Origin of the sequence: Parabacteroides caecihominis, assembly GCF_023656785.1 — a bacterium.
Classification (GTDB): domain Bacteria; phylum Bacteroidota; class Bacteroidia; order Bacteroidales; family Tannerellaceae; genus Parabacteroides; species Parabacteroides segnis.
Genome location: NZ_JAMOKS010000008.1, coordinates 60,392 through 86,001, shown reverse-complemented (window position 1 = coordinate 86,001; position 25,610 = coordinate 60,392). Strand labels below are relative to the sequence as shown.

Here is a 25,610-nt window from a genome sequence, read left to right as displayed (position 1 = left end):
TGGGTGAATATCAACAACTTTCAGATGTGACTCTGCTGTGACTTTGCCTGTGACATTTCAAATATTAATAAAAAACGAGAAAATCATGACGAAATGTAATGAAAACATGACTCCGGGTTATCGTAAAAGCGGTTATCTGAAAGTGGGCAGAAATGTGCTGAAAGCTTTTTTCGGCAGTGACAAAGAACAGCGTCACCTGTCTCAGGTGTTACTTTGCGTACAAACCTTTGCGTACTTCCGTGACGGGATGGTTTGTCTGAATGAATTTACGTACACCTGCCATGCAGGTGAATGGATCACTTCCTTTTCGGAAATAGCAGATCTTACGGGGTTGTGCCGCAAATCGGTAAAGAAATGCCTGGGACGATTGGAAGCAGGACATTTTTTACAGGTGAGAGACCTGCTGAATTATAAACTGATCTCCCTGACCAACTATGAGCAGATCGTACAGGTTTCCAATGAGACTAATCAGCCTTCGTCTCCTTCACAATCTTCCGGCAATGAACCGGAGGGTGATTTCTTTAGCCAGGCAATGTGTTTCTATCAACCGACCAACACACAGGAAGGAGGAGTGAACTGATGAATGAGAATCCGAAAGTAAAGCGGGAGGTCCTACCGAATGTGAATCTTCCGATGGAACAGGCGGTAATAGCCGGACTACTCAGTAGTCCGGACGCCATCTTCGATGTGTGTGACCGTTTGCGGGCAGAAATGTTCAGCCATAGTGGTATCCGTTTTGTATATGAAGCGATCCTGTCGCTGGTAGAATCCGGTAAGGTGGTGGATATGCTGACGGTAGAAAATGAGATGCGGCGCCTCGATTCCGGAATGTATGACAAGCTGGACGGGCTTTTATTCATTTCCGGTATGTTGCTCGATGTGCGTAATGACAAGCATATCCGTATCCATGCGGATGAATTGGTACGCTGCTATACGTTGCGCCGGTTGGTGAGCGGGTTGAAAGAGACGGAAGTACAGGCGGAGCAGCCGGCAGCGGATGTGTTGGCGTTGCTATCCGGAGTGGAGCAGCTGGCAGGGACTTTGCGTGGCGAACTGACCCGTTCGTCGTCGATGGAAGAGGCAGGTAAGGTGGCCGCCAGAGTACTGGAACGGTCTTATCAGGAGCAGACGGAACGCGAATCGGGTAAGAGTACGCGTATCCGTACCGGTTTGCGTGAGTTCGATACGTTAACAGGCGGATTGTATCCCGGTGAATTGGTTGTGATACCGGGGCGTCCTTCCATGGGAAAGTCGGCGGTTGCTTTGTGGATGGCTTTGAATGCCGCCCGCCAGGGAAAAGCCGTTGCCTTTTTCAGTGTGGAGATGAGTAAGGAGGATAATGTGATACGTTTATTGTCGATGATCAGCGGCATCGAGGCCGACCGTATTCGCTTCAAAGGAACTACCCGGGGGGAACGCGACCGCCTGGAAGCGGCACAAAAAGAACTCGAAAGCCTGCCTATTACGATTGAGTATTGCGGTTCCGACACGATCGAGGATATCCGTGCAAAAGCGCAGGCGTTGTATAAACAAGGGAAGTTGGCGTTGCTTTTCATTGATTATCTGAATCTGATCAATGTAGTGGTCTCCAAAAATGACTTGCAGGAAACGACCGACCTGGCTTTGGGTAATATTGCCCGTAAGATCAAATTAATGGCCGAAGAAATGCAAATCCCAATCGTATTGCTGGCGCAGATGAACCGGGAGAGCGACCGCCGTCCGGCTCCCCATTTCCCTATATTGAGCGATCTCCGCAATTCGGGAGCGATCGAACAGATTGCCGATGTGGTAGCTTTTGTGTACCGTGCAGAGAAGTATAATATCTTCTATGACCCGAAAACAAAGGAAGACCTTCGCGGAGTGGGCCTTTTATTGGTAGCCAAGAACCGTAACGGAGCTACAGGCGTTGCCAAATTCCGTTATAATCCGTCGATGACTTGCCTGACGGATTATGATCCTAGAGTGCTATGAACCTGAAAGATCAGATAAAGCAAAGAGTCCGTTTGGAGGAGGTAGTGGAACGCTACCTTCCTCTGAGGCGGCAGAGTAATTCGGGAAAAACGTGGGTCGGCCTTTGTCCGTTCCATGCCGACCATCATCCGTCGTTCTATGTGAATACGAAAGAACAGTACTATAAATGTTTTGCCTGTGGCGAAGGGGGAGATCTCTTTAAATTCGTACAGGAAATGGAGGGGTGTGACTTTCGCGGTGCATTAAAAATACTGGCGGGTTGGTATGGGTTGTCGGAGACAAATGATATCCCTATTGCTTATCAGCCAAAGAAAAAATGGCATCAGGCCGCGCCACAAGCGGAAACTGTCATTAGTCCGATACATATTGATTATTTACTTCGCAGCCACCGGATGATTCTGGATTTATTGGAAGCCTATATTCCGGAAGAAGAAATTCTTCGTGAAACATATAAGAAGTTTGAAGTCGGGATAGCTCCTGTCGCTTTACCTGTTTCTTATGCTGATATGTGCGACCGTCTTATTTTCCCGATCCGGAATGAGCAGGGCGAACTGGTTGCTTTTGCCGGTCGTTACCGGGGAGAAACGAAGGATACGGATATCCGTAAATATATCAATTCACCGGATAGCATCATTTACCATAAAGGGAAACTGTTGTATGGGCTATACCAGGCACAGGAGGCGATCCGTGAGCATGGTTTCGTATATATCACCGAAGGCTATAAAGATGTACTTGCCATGCATGCCGCCGGATTCTGCCACACAGTCGCTTTGTGCGGAACAACCCTGACGGAGGAGCATGCAGTATTACTGGGCAGACATACCCGGCATGCTGTCGTTATGCTCGACGGTGATGCGGCTGGCCGGGTGAACGGCGTTAAATCGGCCCGGTTACTGGTCGGAAAAGGTTTTCATGTCGGACAGATCCTCCTGGAACCGGAGCAAGACCCGGATTCTTTGTTACGGAGGATGACGTATGAGAATTTTACCGGTTATATAAAATCGGAAACCCGTTTCGGTCGTCTGGAAGCTTATGAAAAGGATTTGCTCAGACAGATAGAGCAATTGTTGTCGGATTTAAAAATTGCATTGACAATAACCGAACGCAACGATTTATTTGCCCGTATGATCACTTTGCATAAACGTCTGGCAAAAGTAACCCAGATACTGGGGCATTCTCCGGTAGTACGCAATAATTTGATTAAGAGCTGAGATTGAAATTAACTGAATGAAAATCCTACGAGTATTCAACAAACGTTATAAGGCGCTCTTCTACTTAAGCGGAGCCTATACTTTATTTCTTTATTTGCTGGTCAAACCCTGCAAAACGGAGGAAACATTGTTTTTATTTACGGCTATTCCGCAAGTACCGCAGCATCTGAAAAAAAGAATAAACTATGTAATGCTGGCGAATGACCGGACCAGTGGATTACGCAAAGCTGTGAATATGCTGCATGATATATTCTTAATCCGTCTTCTGGCTTTTCTATATAAAAAGACTCCTTTTTATCTGGTGAGTAACCATTATTTTCTCCATTTCTTCGAAAGGGTGACCGGAATAGAGGACGGATTGATCAACTACATCTATGATCCGGATCTTCGGATAATTCCGCGTAGCAATGCGTGTAAGAATCTGTTGTTCGGGCCGATGTATCCGGATTACGGTTATTCTGAAAAAATCGGAAAGATCTATCTGACCGGCATATGTCCTATACCGGAAGCACTGGCCGGACGTGCGGAAGTGATCGATATCCGCCGGTTATGGGAGCAAAAGAGTGCAGAAGAGAAACAGGAAATAACCGGCTTGTTTTTACCCGGCGGCACCGATGTCCTGTTATCTTCCGGGAGAGAGGTTATTTTGATGACACAACCTTTCTCTGAAGACGGGCTTATCACAGAATCTGAAAAGATAAGCATTTATAAAGCACTGGCCATCGGTTACGAGGAAAAGAAACTGATCATAAAGTCCCATCCCCGCGAGAGAACGGACTATTCGGTCTGCTTTCCCGATGCGATGATCATAGGTGGCTTTTGCCCGATGGAGTTGTTGGTTTTGACCGGACTGAAGGTAAAAACCGCTATATCGTTTAATTCGACGGCTAGTCACCAGTTCGGTGAATCGGTAGAAAAGGTGGAACTGGGAAAAGAGGCGTTTGAACGGCTCCGGGATCATAAGGATGCGCAGGAAATTATGGAATTGATATCACAAAAAGTGAAAAGATATGAAAACAATCCGTTGTAACTTTGTCGATTTGTGGGAAAATCCTTTGGAGATAGGCTGGATAGCTCCTTTGTTATCTGAATATGATCTGGTGATCGATGAGAAAAATCCCGATTATCTTTTTTATTCTTGTTTCGGGAACAAACATTTGCAGTATAATAACTGTATAAAGATCTTTTTATGTGGTGAGAATATTTTGCCTGATTTTAATTTGTGTGATTATGCGTTGAGTTTATCGACTATCGATTATGCCGACCGTACGTTTCGGATACGCATTCCCAACTTTTATGAATATGAACAGCTTAAGAGGCATCTTGATGCTGACACGCTGCTAAACCGCCGCTTTTGTAATTTTGTTTACAGAAATTCGAATGCAGATCCGATACGTGTCCGTTTCTTTCAGGAGTTGTCCAAATATAAGAAGGTGGATTCTGCCAGTTCCCTGATGAATAATATGGAAGGTCCGGTCAGTCTGCCGACAAATGATGACCTGATGGATTTCCAGCGGCAGTATAAATTTACGATTGCCATGGAGAATTCTTCTTTCCCCGGTTATATTACGGAAAAAATATTACATCCTTTCCTGGCAATGTCATTGCCGATATATTGGGGGGCTCCCAATATCAGTTCGGATTATAATCCGAACTCGTTTGTCAATATTATGGACTATTCTTCTGTGGAGGAAGCGATCGAAGAAGTGATCCGCCTGGATAACGATGATGCGGCCTATCTGGAGAAAATGAATACCCCTTTCTGGAATGGCGATAGTTTTGAATCGTTTCAGCAAAGCGAGACGGAACGTCTTCTGGCCTTTTACCGGCATATATTTGAACAACCCAAAGAAAACGCATTCCGCCGGACAAGTGACGGATGGATGGGTGTTTACACCAGGGATATGCAGGAAAAGAATATCGAGCCGACTTTTGCCAGGCTTATAAAGAAGAACTATAAATCTTGCGTGAGGATGGTTTGTAAAAAAGTTATTCTTTTTCGATTGAAAATTAAAAAATAGGTTTTGCGATCATAGATAGAAAGATATGAAAAAAAAGATTCGTTGTTATTTTACTGATTTTTGGAACGGTTTTAATTATGAATATACCTTCAGGTTTCTCTTTTCGGAATATGAGTTTCTGCTTGATGAAAAAAATCCGGACTACCTGTTTTATAGTTGTAATGGAAATAATCATTTGGACTATAATGACTGCATAAAAATTTTCTGGAGTGCCGAGAATGTGATCCCGGATTTGAATTTGTGTGACTATGCAGTGGGTTCATTCGACCTGCAGAGTGGAGACCGGACTTTACGTGAGTTTATCTACCTGGCGGAAATAAATAACCGGTATATTCCGGAACTGGATACAGAACAACTGCTGCATCGTAAATTCTGTAATTTTGTTTATACCAATAATACATGTGCAGATCCGATGCGTGAACGTTTTTTTAAGGCTTTGTCCAACTATAAACGGATAGATGCCGGTGGTGGTTTTTTGAATAATATGGGTAAAAGGGTCGTTAATAAACGGGCTTTCCTGAAAGAGTATAAATTTACGCTGGCGATAGAAAATTCGAGTTTTACCGGATATACGACAGAAAAAATATGTGATCCGTTCATGAGTCAATCGTTGCCAATTTACTGGGGGAACCCCCATATCAGTTTGGATTATAATCCAAATTCGTTTGTCAATATTATGGACTATTCCTCTGTGGAAGAAGCGGTAGAAGAGGTTATCCGCCTGGATAATGATGATGACGCCTACCTGGAAAAGATGACCGCTCCTTTTTGGCTGTATGGAAATAGTTTCGAAGAATTTTATGCGGCAAGAGTCGAACGGATGTTGGCTTTCTTCCGGAATATCTTTGAACAGCCTCTGGAAAAAGCCCGTAGACGAACAAGATACGGAAATGCAGAATTGTATTATTTGACCATGAAAAGGTATTCTCTTTCTCCGGAACGGCTGTTGAAAGAGAAGTATATGAATTTATTGCGTAGAGTTATAAAAAGGTTACGGTGATCTCATTAGATAGAAAAGGGATGGAATCTTTGATTTTTTTGAAATCCTGGGGATATGGCAGGTTACGAGGTATAAAGCGGGACCTGGTATTTTATAAAGATATATATAGAAATTACTTATCTCTGCGTAAAAGAGGAATATGGATGGCGGGTATCTATTCGGATCATATGGTCATGCAGCGGGATAAGGTATTGAAAATACGCGGACATGCATCGGCAGGTATGCATATCGTTTTGTTTTTTGCGAATCATACTGCACGGACGATTACCGGAAGCGACGGTAATTGGTGCTGCATATTTCCGGCAATTCCGGCCGGAGGTCCATATCTGTTTGTCGTAAAAGGAGGTCGCCATAAATTGGTCTTTAAAGATGTATATGTCGGCGAGGTATGGCTTGTTTCCGGGCTCTCTTTGATGATGATGGGGCTGACCGGCTGTAATTCATGGGAAGAGGAACAGGAATGGTGGGGAAGTCAGAAAGATGAGAGTCGTTTTATAGTGCGATATTGTAAGAAGCGGCTTCCCAAAGGATGGCCTGACAGGTCGTTCCCCCGGGCACTGTGTAAGTTGATGGGACGTTTTGAAATACCTTTTTATGATAAGTGGAAGAAGGCGAATCCGGCAAATTTGGGTGAAATACCTGCTTACGCTTATTATTTTGCTAAAATGCTGGCATCAGAGTTGAGAGTACCTGTAGGGGTGTTGTGTACGGCTTTGCCGGGTTGCCCGATGGAAGGATATATCGAACGTGAATTATTGATGGAAAAGGCTCCGGATATTTTGTCCGGAACTTCAAATCGTTTTACGCTGGATACGGGTGCTAGGGGGAGAAGGGACCGTAATTTGGGGAATACAGATCATAAAAAGCAGAATTATTTTTTGGATCCCGGATTCGCTTTTGAATCACAGATCCGTTCGTTGGATGCTTTTCCTGTCAGAGGAGCTATTTATGGGATTTTTTGGTCGACAAAGGAATTTCTTCCGTTTTTCCCTTTGTTATTCCCTTTGTTGCCGGATAGTTGGTATCGTCTGTGGAGAGAAAAATTTCCCATTTATTTTCTACAACCCGGACGGTGGAACAATGCTCCGTTATTACCGTTCTACCGGGATCAGTTACGTGTCTCATTGAAAGGGTCGGATATGTGTAAAATGCTCGTAGGTTACGATACGCATATACGGACGGCGGAAGGAGAAGATTACATGCATCCTCTGGAACGAAAGACGGTGGGTGAACGTTTTGCCCGTCTGGCTTTATACTACCAGTATGGAAAAAAAGAGATTGTTCCCGAAGGGCCGCTCTATCACGAAGCTGTGCTTCGTGATAACTTTATACGTATAAAGTTCGAATGGTCTGAAGGTCTTCATACCTCTGACGGTCAGACTTTGCGCGAGTTCGAAGTGTCAGGCGAAGATGAATGCTTCATCCCGGTGAATGCCTGGATAGAAAATGATACGGTGATAATATCCTGTCCTGAATCCCTTCCGCTACCAGTCTATGTTCGTCATGCATGGAAAGATTTTACAGAGGCTAACCTGGTAAACGGTGCAGGACTACCGGCTTCTACATTTGTGGAGAGATTGAATAACTAAGAAATATATGACAATATTCCTTGCTGGAAATATGTGGGGCGAAGTGATTTTATCTTATAAAAGAGGATATATCCGGGTGGATGACCGGTTGCCAAAACAGGAGTGGAGGTTAAGACACGATTTTAAGACAGGTAATTTTGATGAAAGAATATAAAGTAGTTATGATAGTGAACATCTTTTGTAATAGGGTGAAATCTATTTTGTTGATTCCTGTTTACAAATTTCTGAAAAAGCATATTGATTACTATAAATGGAATTATTATGTCGTATGGAAAGCTGTTTTGAAATATAATTGGAGACATTTCAGAAGAGACAGTTCTCTTCATATGGCCGACATATATGCGGATAATATGATCCTGCAAAGTGATGTTCGGTTGAAAATAAGAGGGAATGCTTGTCCGGGAGATCGTATTGTCGTTACATTGGGGGAGGTGGAAAGAGATACATTTACCGGTTCGGATGGCCGTTGGTGTGTGGTACTTCCTCCTTTCGGAGCCGGATACCGAACATATGATCTACGGGTACGGAACGGACGGCGCCTGTTGGTGTTCAGAAATGTAATGATTGGAGAAGTTTGGTTGGTTGCAGGGGCCTCCGTCATGCTGATGAGGTTGAATGAAGCAGTGACATATGCGGAAGAATTTGAAAATTATGAAAAAGAAGCTACGGGAGCCATACGCTTTTTTATCAGGAAGGAAGTGGTTAAAGGTGGGAAGGATGTATGGTCTTCTCTGTTTTGCAGGTATATCAACAAATATACGATATTGAATTTTTCACCCTGGCAGACTGTTGAAAAAGACAAATTGCGCAACCTGCCGGCATATGCCTATTATTTTAGTAAAAAACTATCCTGTACGCTTGATGTTCCGGTAGGTATGGTTTGCATGGCAATAAGCGGTACGCCGATCGAAGCATGGGTTGAGAGGGAACTTTTGGCAGAAGAGGTTCCTGAACTTTTGTTTAAAGGGAGGAAGTCTCAGTTTGGTTTTTCAAGAAATGAGATACCAGTGCATATAAAGAAAAGCAAAGACCCTTATCAAAAACATTATTATAACCCGGCATTTTGTTTTGAAAGCCAGATAAGACCATTGGACAAATTTCCGGTGAAAGGTGTTCTTTTTGGGGGATTTCCATGGGGGAACGAGATGGAATTTTACCTGAAACCTCTTTTTACATTGTTTGTCCGGTCTTTAAGAAATAACTGGGGAGAGCAATTACCTGTATTTTATCTGCAACTATTCAGAGAACCGGGATTTCCCATTTTACCCTGTTTACGTGACTTGTTGCGTCAGATGGAGCAGGTTTTGGAAAGAACAGGAATGGTTGTTTATCATGATACATGTGAAAAAGAAAAAGATTATCTCTTACATCCGGTTCGCCGTAAAGAGGTTGGCGAACGTTTTGCCCGTTTGGCTTTACATGATGTCTATGATAAAGATATAATCAGGTCCGGACCTGATTACCAAGAAGCCAGGCTTCTTGGTAATCTTATTCGAATAAAATTCAAATGGTCAAAAGGTTTGTGCACATCAGACGGAGAGTCATTGAGAAGTTTTGAGATTGCAGGTGTCGACTCTTTGTTTATTCCGGTGGATGCTAAAATAGTTGCAGATGAGATAATCATAGACTATTCCGGAATACTTATGGAACCCAGATATGTACGCTATGCCTGGAAAGATTATACAGATGGAAATTTAGTGAATGGTGAAATGTTGCCGGCTTCTACATTTATGGAAAAAATTAGTACGGTGTCCGGAGATGCAGAATGGAATCTGTAGCAGCCGGTTTTATTTATGTTTGGAATGATTAAAAAATATAAGGTAGTTATGCATAACCCGATAAAATATTTACTGGTCAAGGTTTGTGTTTTTTTGTTACTCTTATTGGGGGTTGCTGAATTGGCCGGCTATATCGCTGATTCGGGGTTGAAAAGAACAAAACTCATAGATTATAAGCTGTGGAGCCGTCTGGATGAAGATAGGAATGTAGATGCTGATTTGCTGATAATGGGAAATTCGCGTGCTTCCTGTCATATTAATCCGGATATTCTGGATAGTATATTGCCGGTACATTCTTATAATTTAGGGTTGCATGCAGGGATACTGCCTTTACAATTCCATATCTGGCAGCTTTATATAAAAAGAAATCAGAAACCTCGTACTATTGTGTGGAACGTGGACTGGGGTACATTAAGTGACGAGGATGATTTATCGGGAAGAAAATCACAATATTTACCCTGGTGTAATGACCCGGATTGGAAACAGATCATAGAAAAAGCCGGCTTTTCTTTTTTTGATAAATATATTCCTTGCTGGAAATATGTGGGACGAAGTGATTTACTGATAAAAGGTTTTGGTGAATATACCGGCATTTCAGAATCGGATTATGGTATCCCTTTCATTTTATCTTATAAAAGAGGATATATCCGGGTGGATGACCGGTTGCCAAAACAGGAGTGGAGGTTAGGACACGATTTTAAGACAGGTAATTTTGATGCTACCGAAGATTTTCTCCGAATGTGTCGCCGGGAGAAAATTCAGGTGATATTTTATTATAGTCCGGTATATGCGCCGTTCAGAAAGTTTTATGATCCTTATATAATAACTTATGCTGCGATCGACAGTCTGGCTAAAGTCTGGGATATTCCGTTTCTGGATTATTCACAGGTGCCGGAATCATCGGATCCTGCGTTATTTAAAGATGATATACATCTGAACAGTAAAGGGGGTGACTGGCTTAGCCGCCGGCTGGGGCATGATCTGGATTCCATATTAATTTTATAATCTTTTATTTATATGAAGACAACAGTTTGTACATGTTCGTTTTGTCGGAAAGGTGAATATGATCCATCTGAATATATGGTTGATATTGCCGGTTTTGCCAAGGAACGTCCGGTGGGAGTAAGCGGTTTGATGCGTGTAAAGAATGAGGCCCGTTGGGTAGCGCAAAGTATAGATACCTGTATCGATGCCCTGGACGAACTGATCATTTGCTATCAATCCTGTTCGGATGAGACTCCCTGGATCATTGAACAGAAAAGGCGTCAGTATCCGGATAAGATCAAGGTCTTTTTTTATGCGCCTCCGGTATTTTCACATGATTTATCGGAAGAGGAGTATGGCTATGCCTGCAGTTTACCGGAAGACTCGATTCATTTATTGAGCAATTATTATAATTATACTTTATCGAAGGCAACTTATCGCTATGCGATGAAAATAGATGCGGACCAGATCTATTTCCCGGAACGGATGATCCGCCTTTGTGATGCTTATCGCAGTTTACCAGTCAAAAGAAAGACGATATCTGCTTGCCTGGCTTTTGGATACTATCGTTTATTTTTGTCTCTGAGCAGACGTTGTCCCCGATTCTTTTTCAAGACGTTGGATTTCCTGCCTTTCGGGAATATAGTCATGGAAAAATATGAAACTTATCTGTACGTACAGATAAGCCAGACAAAGCAACCGGTTGCTTTGTCTGGTATAAATCTATATAAGGAAAAGGAAGAATGGAAGATCCCGGCTTATGCTGAGTGTCATGAATATATGTTGTCTTTTAATGGGAATGGCGATTTAGTGGTATTTGCCATATCGGACAAAAGTTATTATACTCCTTTTGCCAGGCCTGTTGATCTGAAAAACTTTTTGTCCGGATAAACCCGGGAAGGTGGGATATCTGGGACGCCTGCATCCCCGTAAAAGGGTGGAACGTCTGCTGGAAGTATGGAGCCGTCTGCGGGAACCGGGTGAATTGCTGATTATGGGTGACGGAGAGCCTGACTATGTCTCTTTTCTTCAACAGGAGGCGGAACGCCTGGAGTTATCGTCTGTCCGTTTTTCAGGGTGGGTATCCGGAGTGGAAAAGAACCGATTGCTGGCATCCCTGAGTTGCCTGGTCGTGCCCAGCGATTTTGAGAATTTCGGGATGATTGTAGCGGAAGCGTTACTCCAGGAGGTGCCTGTTATCGCAACGACGGGCTCTCCGTGGCAGGAGTTGGAAACGGAACGTTGCGGCTGGTGGGTAGGTAATGATACGGATACGCTGACAGAAGCTGTCCGGGAGGCGTTGGAACTGGATAAGGATCTTTTACATGAAATGGGAAAACGGGGGAGACAACTGATACTTCGAAAGTATACAATGGATGCCGTTTCATTGCAGTTGGTGCAGATGTATGATTGGATAACAGGAAAAATAAATACTCCTGGTTTTATATCAGAGTTAAATCAGGAATGATCATGGAGAAAAGTTTAAAGTCTTATGCGAAATATCTATGCTGTTCTTTATACAGGCAACATGGTAATAAATTGGATTTTTTTATTGTCGGTTTTCAAAAGTGCGGGACGACATCTTTATTTCATTACCTGGATATGCATCCGTTATGTCTGGGGACCATGGAAAAGGAACCGTTATTATTTACTTCAAAATACAAGCCGGATTTTAACAAGTGGGATATGTTATCTTTTTTCCGGAGTCGCAGGTTATTGAAGAAAAACAGGAAAGCACTATTGTTTGAGGCAACTCCCGACTATGCCTTTCTGGAGCATGTAGCAGAGCGCCTTTACCGTCATAATCCGAAAGCAAAGTTGATCATGTTGGTGCGCGAACCTGTAAGCCGGGCTATCTCGGAATATAATATGGTTTGTGAAATAGTAAAGAAAGGTGAAAGTCCGAGAGAAGACGTGGAATGTGCCTATTATGAGTATTTGCAGGATCCGGAGCAGTATCCTTTTTCCTGGTTTGTTGAAAAAGAGTTTAGCCAGATAGAACAGGCCGGTTCTTTTTTATCGTCTGCGTTTTATTATCCGGATTTTATCCGCCAGGGAATATATTATGTGCATTTGAAGAGATTTTATACTTTTTTTGCTCCGAAACAGATCCTGGTTCTGGAGGACCGGGAGTTGCGTGAGCATAAGAAGGAAACCTTGTATGAAATAGAAACGTTTTTGAATATTCCTCATATCGACTGGAAGGATGAAGACCTGGTAAACTCCAATGTTGGAGTTTACACTCAGCAGGTACCTGCTGAGTGTAAACATGCTTTAAAAAAATTTTTTGATCCGTGGAATGAGAAATTCTTTGAACTGATCGGAAGAAGGATGAATTGGTAAACAAATTAATAAAGATGGATATTTTAATTTCAGTGATAATTCCTGTATACAACAGGGATTATTGTTTGACCCGTTGCCTGGATTCTGTACGGTCCCAGAGTTTTACGGATTGGGAATGTATTCTGGTAGACGATGGTTCGACAGATCAGACATTATCTGTGTGCCGCCGTTATGCAGCAGCGGATTCCCGCTTCCGGGTATATAGCCAACCGAACGGCGGAGCATCGGTAGCCCGTAACAGGGGATTGGAACTGGCACAAGGTGGATATATCGCTTTTATCGACAGCGATGACTGGGTGGAAGGGGATTATTTGCAATTGTTATATGATTCTGCAGATGAGAATACGATGCCGTTTTGCGGTCAGGAGGTGAAGGATTCCTTTGGAACGTTTGTTAGGGAAGCGCCTGTAAAAAGTGATCGGTCGTATCGGTTGGATCGTTCCGATCATCATCTGCCCGGCCTGCTGATCGAACATTTGTTTGGTGGTGTATTGACGGGGCCGGTCTGTAAATTATACAATAGAAATATTATAGAGAAGCACCATATTTCTTTTCCGCCGGATATCCGTTGGGGGGAAGATCTGATTTTCAATTGTACTTATTATCTGCATATAAGCCAATTGAAAGGTGTACCGCTCAGTTTATATCATGTCATTAAACAAAAGGTATCCTTAACGGAGAATTCGATCTATGATTTTTTTCTTACGGATGTGAATCAAAGGCTATGTGATTGTGTTTTCGATTTTTCAAAAGCAAAAAGCTTGGATGATCCGGCTTATAAAGCTCACATAGTCGATTATTATGTACTTCTCTTTTTCCGGACAATATCAGGTGTCCTTTGCGTACATGAACAGGTACCGTGGAGGAAACGATACGAACGGATGAAATGGTTGGTAATCCGTGCCGACCGTGACAAATTCAAAAAGAGTATGTTCAGACCGGATATTTTGGGGTATAAATCGATGGCTGTATATTTTAGAATGCCTGTTTTGCTTTTTCTATTTTATGAGATAAAATACCTCTTTCTTTTCCTGAGAAATAAAACAACCTATTAATAAAAACAAGTATTACGTATGAACAAATGTGAACTGGCTAAAGCAATAGCAGGTCGTATGTCGGCCACTGTTACCGAATCATTGAAATTTGTAGATACCTTTTGTGCAGTAGTGGGAGAATCTATTGCTGAAGAGGAATCGGTAACCATTCAGAACTTCGGACATTTTGAACCCTGGAAACAGAATCCGCGTACCGGACGGAATCCGCGTACCGGTGTAATATGCCCGATACAGGAACGATTAAGCGTTAAGTTTAAACCGGGGAAAGGACTTCTGGAAAAGTTGAATGATGAAGAGGAAGGAAGGGGTGTATGAAAATAACCGGTTATTTATTGAGCAGCCTATTGCTCGTTTGTTTGCTATCGGCCTGCGGTTCGGTAAAGGATGTCGCTTATTTACAGGGAGGCGGGTTGTTTGACAAGATGGCTGTCGTCGACACGTTTGAAATGAAGATCGTGAAAAATGATATTCTGGATATCGCTGTCAGTTGTGCAGATCCTGAGTTATTACAACCTTTTACACTTCTGTCGTGGAATACAGGAGGTAATAATTACAATGGAGGTTCGGGAAGTAATACCCGGGGATATCTGGTGGAAATAGACGGCACGATCAATTTCCCTTTGCTGGGAAAGATAAAAGTGACCGGCCTGACCCGGCGGGAACTGACACAACTGATACAGGATAAGCTGATAAAAGGTGATTATATAAAAGATCCGATCGTGACGGTCCGTTTCCAGAATTTTCGTATTCTGGTATTGGGTGAAGTTGTCCGCCCCGGGTCGTATAATATATCATCTGAGCGTGTGACCTTATTTGAGGCATTGAGTCTTGCCGGGGACCTGACAATTTATGGGAGCCGTAACCGGGTTGCCGTGATACGGGAGACGGACGGGGAACGTACGATCCTGTATCATGACCTTCGTTCAAGAGATATATTCAATTCGCCTGATTTTTTCCTGCAGCAGAATGATATGATCTATGTAGAACCCAACCGGATAAAGGCGGAGGCGAGTGCGCAGAACCAGTTTACCAATATCGGAACATGGATATCTATGATCTCGTTCCTTATGACAGCAAGTGTACTTATTTTTAAATGAAAACGTATGAATGAGGAAAAGCCTTATATAGAACACTGGTCTATGAAAAGCGAGTTTAATATCCGGGTCGTTCTGGAGGTGTTGATTGCCAGGTGGCACTGGTTCGCTTTGTCTGTTTTTTTATGCCTGGGACTCGCTTATGTTTATGTACGGACCGTCCCTGTTGTCTATAAACGGGAGGCTGTCGTCCAGTTGAAAAACAAAGTCAAAACAGAGGAGGCTTTCAACGAAAAACAGATGTTTGACGACAGTAATAATAATGTGGACGGAGAGATACTGATCTTCAAATCGCGTTTGATGATGGGAGAGGTGATCAGCCGGTTGGGATTGGATATCAACTATTCTATGGATGATGGGTTGAAGGACAGAGACCTGTATGCCGATTCGCCTGTGAAAATCAGTTTCCCTGATTCTTCCTTTGTCAAACCGACTCTTTTCTCTGTGGTCCCCTTGTCGGACAGTCGCTTCCGGATAAAAGGATTGGAAGACGATCCGGACGGTGTCATGGAATATACATTCGACAAGCTGCTGGATAGTCCGGTCGGACGCATGGTTGTGAGCCGGACTTCTTTTTTCGATGAGAGCAGCCTGAATATTCCTGTTCAGGTTACTTGTGCAGAAAGAGAATCGCTTATTACTTCGCGATTGGCAGACCTTGAAGTGGGACGGTCGGTAAAAGATGCCAATTTACTGACATTGACCTATCAGGACACTAATCAAAAAAGGGGAGACGATATACTGAATACCTTAATACAGGTGTATGTGGATGAGTCGATGCAGGATAAGAATCTGGTTATCCGGAATACGGCATTTTTTATTGACGAACGGTTGAAGTTGATCAATGAAGAACTCGGTGACGTCGAGAACCATATCGAAGATTACCGGAAGCAGAGCAAATCGGCCGATTTTGGTATAGAAGCTAAGCTATATCTTGAAAATAAGAACCGGTATGACCAGGATGTTACGGAATTGACTAATCAGGTGGAACTGATCGGACTGGTACAGATGTTTTTACATGATCCGTTGAAAAACGAACATTTGCTACCGGTGAACAGCGGCATATTAAGTGCCAATATAGAAGAGCTGATCGGCAAGTATAACAATACTCTACTGGACCGGGATAAGCTGAAAGTGAATGCAGGTGAAAACAGTCCGGCTGTTAAGGAACGGAGTATGGAACTGGCTTCTTTGCGCACGACGATCAGCCAGAGCTTGAGGAATATGAAGGAGACGATAGAGATGAAGCAGGCCTATGCCCGTCACTCGCAAATGCTGGAAATGAACCGGATCGGTACGATTCCGACACGGGAGAAATATCTTTTATCGGTAGAACGGCAGCAGAAGATCAAAGAAGAACTGTTTATTTATTTATTGAATAAGCGGGAAGAGAATGCCCTGACACTGGCAACTGCCGACAGCAATCTTCGTATTGTGGACAGTGCTTACGATGCAGGCAAAGCCGGGTCGAAAACGCTGGTGATATTACTGGGGGCTTTGATTGCCGGCATACTGGTTCCGGGTATGGTTTTCTATATACAGCCATTGCTGGATGTCACCATACGGGGACGTAAGGATATAGAAGATAACCTGACAATCCCGTTTTTGGGAGAAATTCCCCGCAAATCGAAAAAAGCGCCTTTTGTTGTGGTTCGTGAACAGGATCGTGATCCTATATCCGAGTCGTTCCGTATCATCCGTTCCAATCTGGATTTTATGTTGCAGGAGAAATCGGAAACGAAATCTATCATGTTTACTTCCTTTAATCCCGAGTCGGGAAAAACTTTTGTTGCTTCCAATCTGGCTGTGGCATTAGCATTGACCGGCAAACGGATCATCCTGGTGGAAATGGATATTCGCAAAGGCTCGGAGAAAGGTGAGGACAGAAAAGTTCACCCCGGCCTGACTAATTATTTATCGGGGAATGTGCAGAAAACGGAGGATATTATTATGAAAAGCAGCCATTATGAAGGACTTGATGTAATAGCATCCGGACCTATACCTCCGAATCCGGCAGAACTCTTACTGAGCAGCCGGCTGGATGATTTGATGGCGGAGCTGAGAGGCAAGTATGATTATATTCTGATGGATACCGTTCCGTACAGAATGGTTGCGGATGCCCAGGTGATCAGCCGTGCGGCGGACTTGTGTATTTATATAGTCAGGGAAGGACGTATGGATCGACGGCTGTTGCCGGAAATTGAAAAATTGTATGTTACCGGTAAATTGCCGCATATGGCTGTAGTCTTGAATGATGCCTGTTACCAACAGGCCGGATATGGTTATTATGGGTACGGTTACGGATATGGATATGGTTACGGGTACGGAAATAATAACGGGAAAAAGAAATGAAAGTCAAGACTTATTTGATCAATTTAAAAGATTCGACTGAACGCCGGGAACGGGCTATGGAGGAGATTTCACGGTATCCTTTTATGGATATAGAATGGGTGGAAGCTGTTAACGGGAAGAAACTGACAGAGGAAGAGACAGCCCGGTTATTTAACCGGAAAAAATTTTGTTCCAGATACCATCGTGAGCCGTTACCCGGAGAAATCGGTTGTACACTGAGCCATAAGGAGTGTTATCGCAGGTTGCTTTGTTCGGAAAACGAATACGCTTTGATACTCGAAGACGATGTCTGTTTTTTGAGTCCCGAAGATGTGGAATATGTTTTTAAAAGAGTCATCGGATTACTTCCTTTAGAAGAGGAATGTATAATTACATTTACCCGTCATATGATTTATTATCCGAAGAATTCCTCCAGGATAGGTACATATACCCTGTACCGGCTATGGAGTGCTTATGGAACCTGTGCATACCTTGTCAATAAACAGGCTGCCCGGAGACTGTTGTCGATTGAAAGGCCTTTTCTTGTTGCCGATGATTTCGAATATATGGCGAAGCATGGAATACTTGTGCAAGGAATATATCCGTCCCTTGCATTGGATACTTCGACTATGCGATTGATAAGCAGTGAAATAATAGAAGAAGACAGAAGTTCTATAATTTGGCGGAGAAAGCCGACTTTCTGGGAATACCTGAAGGGCAAATACAGGGTTTTAAAGTTTTGGCTGGGACTTTTAGCTAAACAGGAGGTAGAGAGGGGACAACCAACTACCAAAGAGTATTTGAAAGGGAAATACCGGGGGGTATTGTTCCGGTTGGGAATTTTAGCTAAGAGGGAAGTAGAGAACGGGCAGTATGTCTGAAAATATAACTTTTTAATAAATCAGTAAATTATGAGACTTTTAGTAACAGGTTCTTCCGGGCTTATCGGCTCGGAAGTGTGTATGCATTTCTCTGAACTGGGATGGGAAATACATGGGATTGATAATGATCAGCGTGCCGTATTCTTTGGTCCCCAGGGTGATACGCGTTGGAATCAGGAACGTCTGCAACGATTGATTCCGGGTTTTGTACATCATGAGATGGATATTCGTGACCGGGAGGGTGTTATCCGTCTGGTTTCTGAAATCAGACCGGACGCTATTGTCCATACGGCGGCTCAGCCGAGCCATGACCGGGCAGCCGAGATCCCGTTTGACGATTTTGATACGAATGCGGTAGGTACGTTGAATATGCTGGAGGCAACACGCCGTTACCGGTTGGATATTCCTTTCCTGCATATGTCGACAAACAAGGTGTATGGGGATGCTCCCAATGAAATTCCGGTGAAAGAATTGGCTACCCGCTGGGAGTATGCGGATAAGACTTATCTGCATGGCATTTCCGAAACATTCCGTATCGATCAGAGCAAACATTCCCTCTTTGGCGCTTCAAAGGTGGCCGGAGATGTGATGGTACAGGAATATGGCCGTTATTTCGGTATGCCGAGTTGTGTGTTGCGTGGCGGTTGCCTGACCGGCCCGAACCATACGGCTGTGGAACTTCACGGTTTTCTGAGTTATCTGATCAAATGTAATCTGGAAGAGAAGCCTTATCATGTGTTTGGGTATAAAGGCAAACAGGTACGTGATAATATCCATTCGTATGATGTGGCGTGTTTCATGGAGGCTTTTATCAAGGCTCCCCGTATAGCGGAAGTTTATAATATCGGAGGCGGTAAGGAGAATACCTGTTCGATCTGGGAGGCCTTCGATAAAATAGAAAAGTTGTCAGGAAAAAAGATGATCTACGATTATACGGATGAAAACCGTATTGGCGACCATATCTGCTATTACAGTGATTTGAGAAAGATGAAAGCCCATTATCCCTTTTGGGATATAACGCGTTCGCTGGATCAGATTTTCAGTGAAATTTATGAAGGGTGGCAGAGTAGATGAGAATTTTCAACTATGGATGGAAAAAGAGAAGCAAAGAAGATCGATATCATAAATAAATATGGTCCCCGCCATTCGTCTATAACCGGGAAATCTGTCAAAATATTGGCAGATTTCCTCTGTGCTAACGGACAGGAGGTACATACATTCTCAATCGATACGATTTATAGGGGGCAGGTTGCAAGCCAGGTACAATTGCCTTATTCAGTTCATGAACTGAAACCGGTTTACGACGGGAATAATAAACTGATCCGGTTGCTGGTCAGTTTGCTGGACGGTTTTCGTCTGATCTTTTCTTCTTGCATAAGAGGGGATGCGGATATTCGTATTTTTCTTACGGACCCGCCGCTGATTAATTTCTGGGCGACCTTTTTTAAACCATTCAGCCGTTCGCGTTGGATATGCTGGACGATGGATCTGTATCCGGATGCCTTTTGCTCGGCAAAGCTGGTCAATTCCGGGAATCCGCTCTTCGGGCTTATTCACCGTTTTGTTTATCACCATACACCGGATTTTATGATTGCTTTGGGGGAACAGCAATATGATTATTTGAAGCGTAATTATGGAAGGGAAATACCGCATACCGTACTTCCTTGCGGTATCAATCCGATAAAACAAGGGAAAACCGTACCGTGGTGGAAAGAAAAATATAAGGACAAAATTATTCTGTGTTATGCCGGCAATCTCGGTGAGGCACATGATGATCTTTTTTTGATCCGGCTGATAGAAATGCTGGATTCCGGGAAGTTTGTCATGATACTGGCCCTTTACGGGGCAAAAGCCGAAAATGTATTGCGAAGAGCGGGAGTAATCCCCGGGGTTGTATTAACAGATTATGTGTCGGCGGAAGAACTTGCTTTTGCCGATATCAATGTGGCATCGTTATTACCTTGTTGGGACCATGTCTGTGTACCGTCAAAAGTAGTCAGTGCGATTTGTGCCGGAAGCCCGGTGCTGTATAACGCTTCCGACCGGTCGGAAGGATATTGCATGTTTCCTGATGCTATCTGGCTGATCCGGAAATCAGAAAATTATGATCAGGCAATAGGGGAATTTTATCGATCGGTTGACATGGAAACGATCAACCGGAAGAAACAGGCCGCATTGAATTATGCTTACCGATTGGCGGCTATGCAGGAAAATGCATTCCAGGATATTATTCACTATTGTAATATGGAGAAATTAAGTAATGAATACAGGAACAGTTAAGCAAAGGCTGAAAAGCTATAAATTATTTTCTTTACTTATCCCTTTAAAAAGAGAGATGGAGTCTTTTCCTTATTTGATTTATTATTTGAAGGGTCTTATAAAGTTAAGGATAAGAAAGAAACTTAGCATGTCTTTTTTATATGGAGACGGGATGATTCTGCAATGTGAAGAAACGATACATATAAAAGGAGAGGTGATGCCTGGTGAGTGGATTAGCGTGCATATTGCCGGGCAGGAAAAAGAAACCTATTGCCAGTCTGATGGGTGTTGGGAGGTAGAACTCCAATCTTTAACAGCAGGAGGTCCTTATACTTTGATGATAGCATCCCGAAAAAAGAAGCTGATCTATAAAGATGTTTATGCCGGTGAAGTCTGGCTTTGTTCGGGACAAAGTAATATGGGGATCACTCTGATAAAATACCTGAAAGAACATGCATTAGATGATGATACTATTTTTTCAAAATCCGGAAATCAGCCTTTCCGGTATTTGGGTATGGAAGCTATTAAACCTCCTTACCCGGTAAAGTGGAATCGGTGGATAAATCGTTGCATGAACATTTACCATTGTGTACAGACAAGAGGATGGAATGATTGTTCAAAGGATGCGCCCCATTCTTTATCCGCCATTGCTTATTTCTATGGAGAGTCGTTATCCCGGCAGTTGCAGAAACCGGTCGGTTTGATTGTAAATCCTATGGGAGGAACCTCGGAATATTGCTGGATAGAACGTCGTATCCTTCAACGAGAATGTCCTGAGATTCTGACAGACTGGTACATAAATCAAAAAGTAACAGTATGGATGAAAGAACGTGTGATTCTGAATCTGGGAAAAGACAGTCAGAATCATCGGCAATTGCACTTTTATCATCCGGGTTATTGTTTTGAAACATTTATTCGTCCGGTCAAGGATTATGCCATAAAAGGGGTAATATGGTTTTCCGGTGAAAGTAGCGCGCAGTTGGATGATATGGATTTGTTTGAAAAGTTACAGGAGTTGCAGATAAACAACTGGCGTGAAGCCTGGGGAAAATGTGTCCCTTTTTATTATGTACAATTGCACGGGATGAATTATGAGAAGGCTTTTGGTAAGGGATTACATTATTATTACCCGGAAATCCGTAACAGTCAGCGCCGGTTATTAAAAAGAATTCCATTTTCCGGTATGGCTGTTTCTTGTGATTTGTCGGTGGTAAATAGTGTACACTTTCCGGATCGTAAACCTGTGGGTGAACGTTTGGCCCGTTTAGCTTTATATAACACTTATGATAAAGATATTATACCCTGCGGCCCGCTTTATCACGAAGCCTCGCTTCGTGATAACTTTATATATATAAAGTTCGATTGGTCGGACGGTCTTTGTACGAAGGATAGCGATGAACCGAAAACATTTGAGGTTGCCGGGGTAGACCGGAGTTTTTGTCCGGCAAAAGCATGGATTGAAGGAAATGAAGTGGTTTTGTCTTGTCCGGAGGTACCCGTTCCCTGTTGGGTACATTATGCTTTTGGTGAATATCCGGTTGAAGCTAATTTGGTAAACGGGGAAGGTTTGCCGGCTGCTTCTTTTGAAGAACAAATTGATTTGATACATATTAAAATCTGATTTTTTATGAATGGAAAAACAAAGAAAGAATTGGTGATAGCCGGTCGTCCTGTCGGACCGGATTATCCTCCTTTGGTGATAGCCGAAATGGGGATTAATCATGAAGGCTCGTTAAAGACTGCGTTCGAGATGGTGGATGCAGCGGCCCGTGCAGGGGTGGAAATACTGAAACATCAGACGCATATTGTTGAAGATGAAATGTGTAAGGCTGCTAAAAATGTAATACCCGGCAATGCGGATGTTTCGATCTATGAGATTATGAAACGATGTGCATTGTCGGAGGAGGAAGAGGTTGCATTGAAGGAATATGTGGAGTCGAAGGGGATGATATTTCTCAGTACTCCTTTTTCGCGTGCTGCTGCCGACAGGCTGATGCGTATGGATGTGAAGGCTTTTAAGGTCGGTTCGGGAGAATGTAATAATTATCCGTTGCTGAGGCATATCGCACAGGCGCATAAGCCGGTCATCCTTTCAACCGGGATGAATACTATATCGAGTATCCGCAAGGCGGTAAATATATTCAGGCAGTATCATGTGCCGGTGGCCATTTTGCATACGACAAACCTTTATCCGACACCATCCAATTTTGTCCGTTTAGGGGCGATGCAGGAAATGGCAGAGGCTTTTCCCGGTTGTGTGTATGGTTTGTCCGACCATACGACAAGCAATCTGGCTTGTTTGTCTGCTATAGCTCTTGGTGCCTCTGTTGTTGAAAGACATTTTACCGACCGTATGGATCGTAAAGGTCCGGATATCTGCTGCTCGATGGATGAACAGGCCGTGCGCGAACTGATTGAGCAAAGCAGAATCATCCATTCGATGCGTGGAGGGCATAAGGGACCTCTTCCGGAAGAACAAGTAACGATAGACTTTGCCTACGCAACTGTTGTTACGATTCGTCCGGTAAAAAAGGGGGAATGTTTCACAAGGGAAAACATCTGGGTAAAGCGTCCGGGCATGGATGGTATCCTGGCGGAATCGTATGACAGCTTGCTGGGAAAGAAAGCTCTTGTGGATATAGAGAGTGATGTACAGCTATTGTATGATATGATTGAAAAATGAAAAAATCAGAGCGTAATAAATTGACTCATAGAACTATGAGTCAATAATTTTTAATTAAAAATTATTGATATGAGGTATTGTAAAAAATGTTTGATGCCCGATACCCGTCCGGGTATTGTTTTTGATGAGAATGGTGTATGTGCTGCCTGCAACAATTTTGAAAAGCAAAAATACACAGACTGGGATGCACGTTTGAAAGAACTGGAAGTCCTTTGTGATAAGTACCGTGGTTGTAACGGTAAATCGTATGATTGCGCTATTGCAGCTTCCGGAGGAAAGGATTCGATCTATCAGGTCTATTACATGAAGGAAGTAATGAAGATGAATCCGGTACTGTTATCCGTCGGTAATTATGACTGGACTGATGCCGGACGTAAGAACCTGGAAAATATAGCGGAAGCATTCAGTGTGGATCTGCTTTATTTGCAGCCTAATACACGGCTTTCGAAGTTGATGGCCCGTAAAACATTTGAAGAATTTGGTTCTCCAGCATGGTATATAGATGCTTTGATCTATGCATTTCCGTATCGGATGACGGCTCAGTTGGGGTTGAAATTATTGGTATATGGCGAAAACATCAACTATACTTATGGAGGGGAACATAATTATGAAACACCTTCAGCCCGGATGCAAATGGCTAATGATGTGGTTAAGCCGATTTGGAATACATTACTGGAAGATGGTTCTGTAACGGAAAAAGAAATGGATTCTGCCCGGATGATGACTCTGGATGAATATGATGCTGCCGGTTTGGAAGCCATTTATATGAGTTATTACGTACCTTGGGATGCTCATCATAATTATGAAGTAGCCAAACGGTTCGGATTCCGTCATATGGATCATGAACATATGCGCGAAGGTGCATTAGAAAATTATAATCATATCGATTCCAGTGCTTATGGTTTAAGCGGATACATTAAATATCTGAAATTCGGTCATGCGGCAGCTACGGAAATGGCTTCGCGCTGGATTCGGGCAGGGCATGTTACCCGTGAGGAAATGATCCCGTTGGTGAAAAAGCATGATAAGAAGCTGGACCAGAGAATGGTGGATGGGTATCTGCAATATACAGGTATGACTCCCCGTGAATTCTGGCGGATCATGGATAAATGGTACAACCGCGATTTGTTTTATCAGGATCGGGATGGAGTGTGGCATGAAAAGTTTGAAGTCGGAGTCGGTATGGTAGAGGGGAAACGTAGTATTTTGTTTTAGATTTTATAATTTAGAGAATGTGGCAGGTTCTTCCTGCTGCATTCTGAATAGTATTGATATTATATGAAACGTGTCTTATTTGTAACCGGAACGCGCGCCGATTTCGGAAAGTTGAAATCATTGGTGAAGATATTGGATAATCATCCGGATTTTGAAGTCTCCATATTTGTTACCGGCATGCACATGCAGAGTTTATATGGAGCCACTTACAGAGAGGTAGAACGTTGTGGTTGTAAAAACATATTTAAATATATGAATATGACTTCCGAAACAACGATGGATCTGACCTTGGGCAAAACCATCGACGGGTTGTCGACTTATCTGCGAGAGAATCCTGTCGATCTGATTGTCGTTCATGGGGATAGGGTGGAGGCGCTCGCCGGGGCAATAACCGGAAGCCTGAATAATAGACTGGTAGCCCATATTGAAGGTGGGGAACTATCAGGAACGATCGATGAACTGATACGACATGCGATCAGTAAACTGAGCCATACGCACTTTGTAGCCAATGAAAAGGCGAGGAAGCGTTTGATGCAGATGGGAGAGTTGGGGGAATCGGTCTTTGTGATCGGCTCGCCGGATATGGATATTATGTTCTCGGATGAGTTACCGGAAATAGAAACTGTAAAAAAATATTATGAGATACCTTACCATAACTATGGTATTGTGATGTATCATCCGGTAACGACGGAATTTGAACATACGGAGTCTCATGTCAGACAACTGGTGGATGCATTACTGGCTGATACCCGTAATTATATCGTGATCTATCCGAATAATGATCTGGGGTCGCAGATCATATTGAACGCTTACCGCCGGATGAAAGGGAATCCCCGGTTCAGGTTGATCCCTTCCATGCGTTTCGAATATTTCCTGTCGTTGCTGAAGAATGCTGATATTATAGTAGGGAACTCCAGTGCCGGTATCCGCGAAGCCCCTGCTTATCAGATCCCTTGTATAAATATAGGCAGCCGCCAGGAGAACCGGGCATCTTCTCCTTTCATCCATAATTGCAAAGAAGATTCTGCAGAAATACTGAATACGATAACTTCCATAGAGCACATAGAAGAAAAGCCGGAATATGCATTTGGCCAGGGTAACAGTGCCGGATCGTTTCTTGAATTGCTGCTCACTCCTTCTTTTTGGAATACTTCAAAACAAAAGCAATTTAAGGATTTGAATAAGGTCTGAAATC

At 43.2% G+C, this 25,610-nt stretch carries 24 protein-coding genes; all 24 read left to right on the top strand.

What is annotated here, in order from left to right; genetic code table 11:
* Positions 1-85: 85 nt before the first annotated feature.
* The 24 genes from NBH14_RS08285 to neuC all read left to right on the top strand — a co-directional run bounded on the left by NBH14_RS08285 (position 86) and on the right by neuC (position 25,606).
* Positions 86-580, top strand: a complete 495-nt coding sequence (locus tag NBH14_RS08285) for a hypothetical protein (protein WP_186960742.1) — start codon at positions 86-88, stop codon at positions 578-580.
* Positions 580-1,971 (top strand): replicative DNA helicase, encoded by a 1,392-nt coding sequence (locus tag NBH14_RS08280; protein WP_186960741.1) that lies wholly within the window; start codon positions 580-582, stop codon positions 1,969-1,971. Before NBH14_RS08285 ends, NBH14_RS08280 begins: the two co-directional genes overlap by 1 nt.
* Positions 1,968-3,182 (top strand): DNA primase, encoded by a 1,215-nt coding sequence (locus NBH14_RS08275; protein ID WP_186960740.1) that lies wholly within the window; start codon positions 1,968-1,970, stop codon positions 3,180-3,182. Before NBH14_RS08280 ends, NBH14_RS08275 begins: the two co-directional genes overlap by 4 nt.
* A 16-nt stretch (positions 3,183-3,198) precedes the next feature.
* Positions 3,199-4,212: a glycosyltransferase family 52 gene (locus NBH14_RS08270; RefSeq protein WP_186960739.1), complete on the top strand. Its 1,014-nt coding sequence runs from the start codon at positions 3,199-3,201 to the stop codon at positions 4,210-4,212.
* On the top strand, positions 4,193-5,203 hold the full coding sequence (locus NBH14_RS08265; protein ID WP_186960738.1) for a glycosyltransferase family 10 domain-containing protein: 1,011 nt from the start codon (positions 4,193-4,195) through the stop codon (positions 5,201-5,203). The genes NBH14_RS08270 and NBH14_RS08265 overlap by 20 nt, the downstream gene beginning before the upstream one ends.
* A gap of 25 nt (positions 5,204-5,228) precedes the next feature.
* Positions 5,229-6,203 (top strand): glycosyltransferase family 10 domain-containing protein, encoded by a 975-nt coding sequence (locus tag NBH14_RS08260; RefSeq protein ID WP_186960737.1) that lies wholly within the window; start codon positions 5,229-5,231, stop codon positions 6,201-6,203.
* A gap of 143 nt (positions 6,204-6,346) precedes the next feature.
* Positions 6,347-7,792: a hypothetical protein gene (locus NBH14_RS08255; RefSeq protein ID WP_186960736.1), complete on the top strand. Its 1,446-nt coding sequence runs from the start codon at positions 6,347-6,349 to the stop codon at positions 7,790-7,792.
* Positions 7,793-7,799: 7 nt separating this feature from the next.
* Complete coding sequence (locus NBH14_RS08250) at positions 7,800-7,946, top strand: hypothetical protein (protein WP_186960735.1); 147 nt, start codon at positions 7,800-7,802, stop codon at positions 7,944-7,946.
* Positions 7,947-8,118: 172 nt separating this feature from the next.
* On the top strand, positions 8,119-9,570 hold the full coding sequence (locus NBH14_RS08245) for a hypothetical protein (protein ID WP_250817299.1): 1,452 nt from the start codon (positions 8,119-8,121) through the stop codon (positions 9,568-9,570).
* 24 nt (positions 9,571-9,594) lie between these two features.
* A complete protein-coding gene (locus tag NBH14_RS08240) occupies positions 9,595-10,575 on the top strand; it encodes a hypothetical protein (RefSeq protein ID WP_222622130.1) in 981 nt (326 codons plus the stop codon).
* Positions 10,576-10,587: 12 nt separating this feature from the next.
* A complete protein-coding gene (locus tag NBH14_RS08235; RefSeq protein WP_250817298.1) occupies positions 10,588-11,445 on the top strand; it encodes a hypothetical protein in 858 nt (285 codons plus the stop codon).
* Between the two features lie 10 nt (positions 11,446-11,455).
* A complete protein-coding gene (locus tag NBH14_RS08230) occupies positions 11,456-12,022 on the top strand; it encodes a glycosyltransferase (protein ID WP_250817297.1) in 567 nt (188 codons plus the stop codon).
* Positions 12,023-12,024: 2 nt separating this feature from the next.
* Positions 12,025-12,897 (top strand): sulfotransferase domain-containing protein, encoded by an 873-nt coding sequence (locus tag NBH14_RS08225; RefSeq protein WP_186960726.1) that lies wholly within the window; start codon positions 12,025-12,027, stop codon positions 12,895-12,897.
* 14 nt (positions 12,898-12,911) lie between these two features.
* Positions 12,912-13,952, top strand: a complete 1,041-nt coding sequence (locus tag NBH14_RS08220; RefSeq protein WP_186960725.1) for a glycosyltransferase family 2 protein — start codon at positions 12,912-12,914, stop codon at positions 13,950-13,952.
* A gap of 18 nt (positions 13,953-13,970) precedes the next feature.
* Entirely contained in the window at positions 13,971-14,267 is a 297-nt protein-coding gene (locus NBH14_RS08215; RefSeq protein WP_186960724.1) for an HU family DNA-binding protein, read from the top strand.
* Positions 14,264-15,049: a polysaccharide biosynthesis/export family protein gene (locus NBH14_RS08210; RefSeq protein WP_186960723.1), complete on the top strand. Its 786-nt coding sequence runs from the start codon at positions 14,264-14,266 to the stop codon at positions 15,047-15,049. Before NBH14_RS08215 ends, NBH14_RS08210 begins: the two co-directional genes overlap by 4 nt.
* A gap of 6 nt (positions 15,050-15,055) precedes the next feature.
* Entirely contained in the window at positions 15,056-17,398 is a 2,343-nt protein-coding gene (locus NBH14_RS08205; protein ID WP_186960722.1) for a GumC family protein, read from the top strand.
* Positions 17,395-18,258, top strand: coding sequence for a glycosyltransferase family 25 protein (locus tag NBH14_RS08200; protein WP_186960721.1), 864 nt, complete (start codon positions 17,395-17,397; stop codon positions 18,256-18,258). Before NBH14_RS08205 ends, NBH14_RS08200 begins: the two co-directional genes overlap by 4 nt.
* Before the next feature lie 30 nt (positions 18,259-18,288).
* On the top strand, positions 18,289-19,332 hold the full coding sequence (locus tag NBH14_RS08195) for an NAD-dependent epimerase/dehydratase family protein (RefSeq protein WP_222622128.1): 1,044 nt from the start codon (positions 18,289-18,291) through the stop codon (positions 19,330-19,332).
* A 12-nt stretch (positions 19,333-19,344) separates the two neighbouring features.
* Positions 19,345-20,538 carry a glycosyltransferase family protein gene (locus tag NBH14_RS08190; RefSeq protein ID WP_186960720.1) on the top strand — a complete coding sequence of 398 codons (1,194 nt, stop codon included), beginning with the start codon at positions 19,345-19,347 and terminating at the stop codon, positions 20,536-20,538.
* Between the two features lie 127 nt (positions 20,539-20,665).
* Complete coding sequence (locus NBH14_RS08185; protein ID WP_186960719.1) at positions 20,666-22,138, top strand: hypothetical protein; 1,473 nt, start codon at positions 20,666-20,668, stop codon at positions 22,136-22,138.
* 6 nt (positions 22,139-22,144) lie between these two features.
* Positions 22,145-23,200 carry an N-acetylneuraminate synthase family protein gene (locus tag NBH14_RS08180; RefSeq protein WP_186960718.1) on the top strand — a complete coding sequence of 352 codons (1,056 nt, stop codon included), beginning with the start codon at positions 22,145-22,147 and terminating at the stop codon, positions 23,198-23,200.
* A 69-nt stretch (positions 23,201-23,269) separates the two neighbouring features.
* Positions 23,270-24,415 (top strand): N-acetyl sugar amidotransferase, encoded by a 1,146-nt coding sequence (locus NBH14_RS08175; RefSeq protein WP_186960717.1) that lies wholly within the window; start codon positions 23,270-23,272, stop codon positions 24,413-24,415.
* Between the two features lie 63 nt (positions 24,416-24,478).
* On the top strand, positions 24,479-25,606 hold the full coding sequence (gene neuC, locus NBH14_RS08170) for a UDP-N-acetylglucosamine 2-epimerase (protein WP_186960716.1): 1,128 nt from the start codon (positions 24,479-24,481) through the stop codon (positions 25,604-25,606).
* Positions 25,607-25,610 lie beyond the last annotated feature (4 nt).